The organism is Chloroflexota bacterium, assembly GCA_026389585.1.
Taxonomy (GTDB): Bacteria; Chloroflexota; Dehalococcoidia; order UBA2247; family RBG-13-53-26; genus JAPLHP01.
The window spans coordinates 1-5,482 of record JAPLHP010000058.1 but is presented as its reverse complement, the minus strand read 5'-3'; the positions used below and the strand labels follow the sequence as shown (position 1 = coordinate 5,482).

At 53.9% G+C, this 5,482-nt stretch carries 4 protein-coding genes and 1 pseudogene; 2 read left to right on the top strand and 3 right to left on the bottom strand.

Annotated features, from left to right (window positions below; all coding sequences use genetic code 11):
• Window positions 1-276 precede the first annotated feature (276 nt).
• Both rimO and NTZ04_04670 read right to left on the bottom strand, forming a co-directional pair.
• Entirely contained in the window at window positions 277-1,629 is a 1,353-nt protein-coding gene (gene rimO / locus NTZ04_04675) for a 30S ribosomal protein S12 methylthiotransferase RimO (GenBank protein ID MCX5991609.1), read from the bottom strand.
• A gap of 201 nt (window positions 1,630-1,830) precedes the next feature.
• Window positions 1,831-2,000: pseudogene (locus NTZ04_04670) on the bottom strand (integrase core domain-containing protein).
• A 145-nt stretch (window positions 2,001-2,145) separates the two neighbouring features.
• Between NTZ04_04670 and NTZ04_04665 the strand changes: the two are divergent.
• Window positions 2,146-2,988 (top strand): DegV family protein, encoded by an 843-nt coding sequence (locus tag NTZ04_04665; protein ID MCX5991608.1) that lies wholly within the window; start codon window positions 2,146-2,148, stop codon window positions 2,986-2,988.
• Between the two features lie 571 nt (window positions 2,989-3,559).
• Window positions 3,560-5,287, top strand: a complete 1,728-nt coding sequence (locus NTZ04_04660; protein ID MCX5991607.1) for an IS1634 family transposase — start codon at window positions 3,560-3,562, stop codon at window positions 5,285-5,287.
• A gap of 81 nt (window positions 5,288-5,368) precedes the next feature.
• Here NTZ04_04660 and NTZ04_04655 read toward each other — a convergent pair.
• Window positions 5,369-5,482: Txe/YoeB family addiction module toxin (locus NTZ04_04655; GenBank protein MCX5991606.1), on the bottom strand; the 114-nt coding region annotated here is incomplete at its 5' end.

The following is a 5,482-nucleotide window of genomic DNA, read 5'->3' as shown; positions in this document are numbered from 1 at the left end:
ACTATTGGGAAACACGGGAATGAAAAAGCCATCGGGAAATATGTTAAAGAGCAAGGACGTGCATCTCAATATGTTCAGATTCACAAAGACCAACTAAGGTTACTGTGATACCCCGACGCTTGCGTCGGGGAGAATGTCATTGTCAAGTTATTAGCGATACACTAGACTAGTTATCCATTGAGGTGGCGCAAGTTGCCTAACTGAAGGGGCGGGAGTGAATTACCAGCTTGCTGAGGGGCAATTCACTTTCAGGGATACATCTCAGATGTAGTTATGTTATGAATCCTGACTATCTTCTTCGGGACTAGCGACACCGCTCAGGTCGTAGACCATGGCGTTACTGATGCGTACAGAGATCATCTGGCCAACAGGGATTTCACCCTTTACCAGGACAAGGCCGTCGATCTCGGGGGCGTCACGGTAGCTGCGACCCATCGAGATGCCCTGCCCAACGCCTTCGATCAACACATCCAGACTGCGGCCGACGAACGCCTGGTTGCGCTCGAGGGAGATTTGCTGCTGCTTTTCCATCAGGCGCTTCAAGCGTTCTTCTTTTACCTCACTTGGGATGGGGTCGCCAAATGGCTCGCTGGTGGTGCCTGGTTCGAAAGAGAACTTGAACGTACCCACCTTGTCGAAGCGGATCTCTTCGACGAAATCGAGCAAGGTCTGGAATTCTTCTTCAGTCTCGCCAGGGTAGCCGACGACGAAAGTAGTGCGCAGGGCCAGGTCGGGGATGGCTTTACGCATTTTCCCCAGAGTCTTGTGGACCCAGTCGACGTTTGTTGGGCGGCGCATCCGGCGCAGTGTCAACGGGTGGGCGTGCTGCAGGGGCATGTCAAGGTAGGGTACCACCTGCTTATGGGTGGCCATGACTTCGATCAACTCATCGGTGACATAGCCGGGGTAGGCATACATGACGCGGATCCAATCGACCTGAGGTACGGCGGCAGTCATCTCTGTGAGTAGGTGAGCCAGACCATTTTTCAAGCCCAGGTCATAGCCGTAGTCGGTGGTATCCTGGGCGATCAGGATGATCTCGCGTACGCCCATCTCTTGCAAGGAGCACGCTTCGGCCAAGATCGACTCAATCGGCCGGCTCACGGCGGTCCCCTTGATCAACGGGATCGCGCAGAAGGCGCACGGGCGTCGGCAGCCATCGGCGATCTTTAAATAGGCACTAGCACCCTGCACTGAGACGCGCTGCGCACCGTGCTCGTCGCTGCCGACGGTGGCCGCTTCGGATAGGTGATAGCGCGGTTCGGGGTGCCCGACGCCGTGCAGGCTCTCAACTACATCAACAATATCCATCCAGCGGCGTGTACCGAGGATGCCATCAATGCTAGGAACACGACGGGCAACTTCGACGCCGTAGCGCTGCGTCAGGCAGCCTGCGGCGATCAGCACCTGGCCGCTTTTCTTTTTGGCAGCCAGCTCGGCGAGCACATTGAGCGACTCCTCCTTAGCCAGGCCAATGAAACCGCAGGTGTTGACGATCAGGAAGCGCGCCCGGCGCGGGTCAGTGACAAGCTCATAACCCGAACCGGTCAACAGTTGCGCCATGGAATCCGAGTCAACGGTATTCTTAGCACAGCCGAGAGAGACTATGTGAAATGTTTTCTTGCTCATACAGTAAGTTTTAACCTTATAATACTTTCTACAGTCAGCGAAGCCGATGGACTGATAATCAGCCATTCAATCAGGCTGGAATTTGATGAAAATAATCCCATCGCCGTGGAAAGGATATATTCCAAATAATGCCCAATCATTTATACACTACTATCGCTTTACGATACCATAGGGCCGATGCTCATTGTAGTCCTTTCGTCACCGCTCCACTTTATCCCTGGCATCTTCCGGGACAAAGATCAATTTTTGTTAAGGCACTCCTGTCTAAGCCGACCATTGAAGGCTTCTATGAAAGCATTGTCTGTTGGCTTCCCGGGACGGATGAAATCCAGGGCTACGCCGTTGAGATAAGCCCACTGGTCCACATATCGCCCATCAAGCACGGGGGCGATTCCTGCCGGGACCGAATACCCACCTCTAACCGTGCGATGGGACACCTCGCTGCCCTTTCTTTGTCATCTCAGAAGCAAACACATAGAATAGAGCTTGTAATCTTGTAATAGTGTATTAGAAATCATGGCAGTCAAAATTGTAACCGATAGCGTTGCTGATTTGCCGTATGAGGTGGTCAAGGAGCTCGGCATTACAGTAATACCCATAGCTCTTCGCTTTGGAGAAAAGGTCTACCGCGATAATATTGACCTGACTGCTGAGCAGTTCTACGAGAAGCTGAAGCACAGCAAGGTACTACCGGTTACATCAGTTCCCACGCCTGCGACCTTTGCTCAGGCATATGATAAGCTGGCTGAACAGACGGACGAAATTCTTGCCATCATGATTAGTTCTAGGCTTAGTGGCACCTATGAAGTGGCGTCACAAAGTGTAGGGTTAATGAAGACCAAATGCCGCGTCCAAGTAATTGATTCAAGATGGGGCGCTATGACAGAGGGATTCATAGTCATGAAAGCAGCCAGGGCGGCTCAGTCTGGGGCTAGCCTTGACGAAGTGATAGACGTAACCCAGAAGACTATTCCTCGTGTAGACTTGCTATGCACCTTTGATACTTTGGAGTATCTCAGGAGAGGGGGACGCATCGGCAACGGTCAGGCTTTTCTGGGATCGCTGCTCAGAGTGAATCCTCTTCTGACTCTAAGAGATGGTGTGGCTGAGCCCGTGGGCAGAACACGCTCTCGATCTAAGGCAGTAGAGCGTCTATACAGCTTTGCTATGAGTTATTCCTATATCGAGGAGATGGCGGTAGAGGATGCAGCATGCCCTGACGAAGCAGAGGCCCTAGTCAAGCACCTTGGCGCCAAGTTTCCCAAAGAGCGTATCTATCGCTCAAAGGTGACTCCGGCTATCGGTACACATACCGGTCCTGGCGTCTTGATGGTAGCTGTATTGGGTGATAAGAAGTAGCTACTCGGCTGAGATATGGACTCAATCGATGCGGTAACAATAGTCCATTTTGTGTAGGTCGCTCGCCGAGCTTGTGAGAATCAATAGATGCTTTGCCTACCCGCAATCAGGGCAAAGATATCCGTCCATCATTGTGAGGAGTCCGATAATGGGAATTTCCTTATGGCGGAGGAAGTCAATGTTTCGGATCATCCCCAGAGCCGAAATATCAGAGGGCTGGGTGACTATAACGACACCTAGTCTGTCTAGCCCATCAGCGATTCATGACTTGTTGAGAACCATGAATCGGCCTGCTCCCCGATACGGCACCGGATCGTCATTCATGATGCTGCAAGCTGATCGGGTATCGAGGGTTGAGTCTTCTGGCGGTCGGGGCTGCAACGCTCTGCCAGTCCGCGCAAACCACTAATCTGAAGTTCCCCCCTATTTGAGGGACAGCCAGGCACGATCCAGGAACGGAGTGGGCGGCATTATGTAGCCACGAGTATGTCTTGACATTGATCAGGGGATGTGCTAGAATGGGTGTATTCCTGATCGAGGCGGTCCGGTACATGTAGCCACCACCAAGCGAGTGCATAAGGGGAAGGCCTACTACACTCATCTCCTGCGACGTACCTACCGCGAGGGTGGCAAGGTCAAGCACCAGACCCTGGGCAATATCTCTCACCTGCCCCCTCAAGTTATTGACATTATCAGAGGCGCTCTCAAGGGCCAGACATACCTGCCAGCCTCAGAAGCCTTTGAAGTGGTCCGCAGTTTGCCACACGGTCATGTAGCTGCCGTACTGGGTACATGGCGTAAGCTGGAGATGGGCAGATTGATCAGTACCTCCCCCTCGCGTGTGCATGACATGGTAACCGCGATGGTGATCAGCCGGATTATTGATCCCACATCGAAGCTGGCCACCTGCCGCGGCCTTAAGGAGCAGACGAGACTGAGCACGCTGGGGGAAGCGCTATGCGTAGAGGGGATTGACGAAGATGATCTGTATGAGGCTATGGACTGGCTTTTGGGGGAGCAGCCACGTATCGAAGGAGAGCTAGCCAAGCGGCATTTGGCAGATGGCTGTCTGGTTCTGTACGATGTGACCTCGACGTACTACACGGGCAATCATTGTTCCCTGGCCAAGTTTGGGCATAGCCGGGACAGGAAGAAAGGGTTCCCGCAGATACTAATTGGGCTGTTGTGTACCAAAGAAGGGTGTCCGGTGGCTGTAGAGGTATTCGACGGAAACAAGGGCGATCCCAAGACCTTGGGGTCACAGATAGCCAAGATTCAGGGGCGTTTTGGCATCAAGCGGGTGGTGATGGTGGGAGACCGGGGGATGATCACCCAGGCGCGCATAGACAAAGAGTTGTCCCGGATAGAGGGATGGGATTGGATAACAGTGCTGCGGGCGGTGGAGGTAGGTTCTATAGTCAGGGAAGGGGAGATGCAACTGTCGCTTTTTGATGAGCGGGACCTGGTGGAGATCACTTCGAGCCGGTATCCCCGGGAGCGTCTGATAGCCTGCCGTAATCCGCTATTGGCCAAGGAGAGGGCCAGGAAGCGGGAGGCGCTGCTGGAGGCGACCGGGAAGGATCTGGAGAAGATAGCTCTAGCCACGCGGCGAGAGAAGAGGCAGCTAAAGGGAGAAGCGGCGATCGGGTTGCGGGTGGGCAAGGTGATCGATCGCTACAAGGTGGGCAAGCACTTCAAGGTGGAGATAGGGGAAGAAGGGCTGCACTATGAGCGTGATGAGGCCAAGATAGCCGGGGAAGCCGCACTGGATGGGATCTACATAGTGCGCACCAGTGCGCCGCAGGAGGCTATGAGTGCCGAGGAGGCTGTAGGGGCGTACAAGAGCCTGTCAATGGTGGAACAGGCCTTCCGCAGTCTGAAGTCAGTGGATCTGAAAGTGCGTCCCATATATCATCGGCTGGCGGATCGAGTGCGAGCACACGTCTTCATTTGCATGCTGGCCTACTATGTAGAATGGCACATGCGTCAAGCACTATCGCCCCTTATCTTCGGTGAGGAGGACAAGGCAGACAGAAAGAGGGAGTCAATAGTCTGTGCTGCAGAGCGCTCCGACAAGGCGAAGGCCAAAGCCCAGACAAAGCGGACCCAAGAAGGCTATCCGGTGCACAGCTTCCACACCCTGCTGCGTGATTTGGCCACCATCGCCAAGAACTCCATCCAGCCCAAGGGCAGTGTCTCCGATGACGCCGACAAGAAGCCAACCTTCGATCTCCTGACTACACCTACCCTACTACAACGTCGTGCCTTCGAACTGCTAGGCGTCCCCCTCAAAGTGTAGCCAGAAAACCTCCCCCCGTCGCCATCGTTTTCCTACGTAAGTCCTTCGTAATCCCCTTCACCCTACAGGGGGAACTTCAGACTAGTAGTGATATCGCGCTTGGAGGAAGTGTATCTGCTCCTCTTTGACCAGGTAGACGATGCGGTGTTCCTGCGTCAACCGACGGGACCATGTCCCGGCAGGAAGGTATTTCAG